Source organism: Actinocorallia lasiicapitis (genome assembly GCF_054778695.1).
Genome location: NZ_BAAGZI010000883.1, coordinates 1 through 620, shown reverse-complemented (window position 1 = coordinate 620; position 620 = coordinate 1). Strand labels below are relative to the sequence as shown.

1 pseudogene is annotated in these 620 nt (G+C 74.0%); it reads left to right on the top strand.

Annotation, left to right across the window (positions count from 1 at the left end):
- Positions 1 to 620: pseudogene (locus ACYVE7_RS35295) on the top strand (hypothetical protein); the annotation flags it as partial.

Below are 620 nucleotides of genomic sequence, written 5' to 3'. Positions count from 1 at the left end.
GTGGGACGCGCAGGGCAGCCCGCAGCAGGGCCTGCCCCCGCAGCCCGACGCGCAGGGCCAGGGCCAGTGGGGCCCGCAGGGCGACGTCCAAGGCGTTCCGGACGAGGCCGCCCAGCACGGCCAGGAGCCGGGACGTCGTCCCGCAGCCCAGCGCGGCCCGACCGCCGACGAACTGGTCCAGCAGGCCAAAAAGGGTTTCGGCCGGGCTTTCGGCCGCGCCAAGTTCTTCGGCGGCCGCCTCATGGGCGGCGGCGAACCCGACCCCAACACCACGGGCCCGTTGGGCTTCGACCAGCCCGACGGCCCCCGCCAGCCTCCCGTCCCGCCCCCGGCCGGCGCCTCCGCGGACCGCCCCCGCCCGGCCCCCGAACACGGCACCCGCATCATGTCGGAGACCATGGTCGGCAACTTCCTCGACTACACCCCCCCGACCTTCGACGAAACCACCCCACCCACCTCCTCCTCAACCCCTCCCTCTTCTCCGTCCGCGTCTCCCAACACGGCCCCCACCGTCACCCGCTCAGGCGTCACTTTCGTCTACGGCCCCGACGACAACGCCACCGACTTCCTCGACTCCCTCCCCCCGGCCCCCCTGGCCTCCAACGCCACCCAGATCGTCC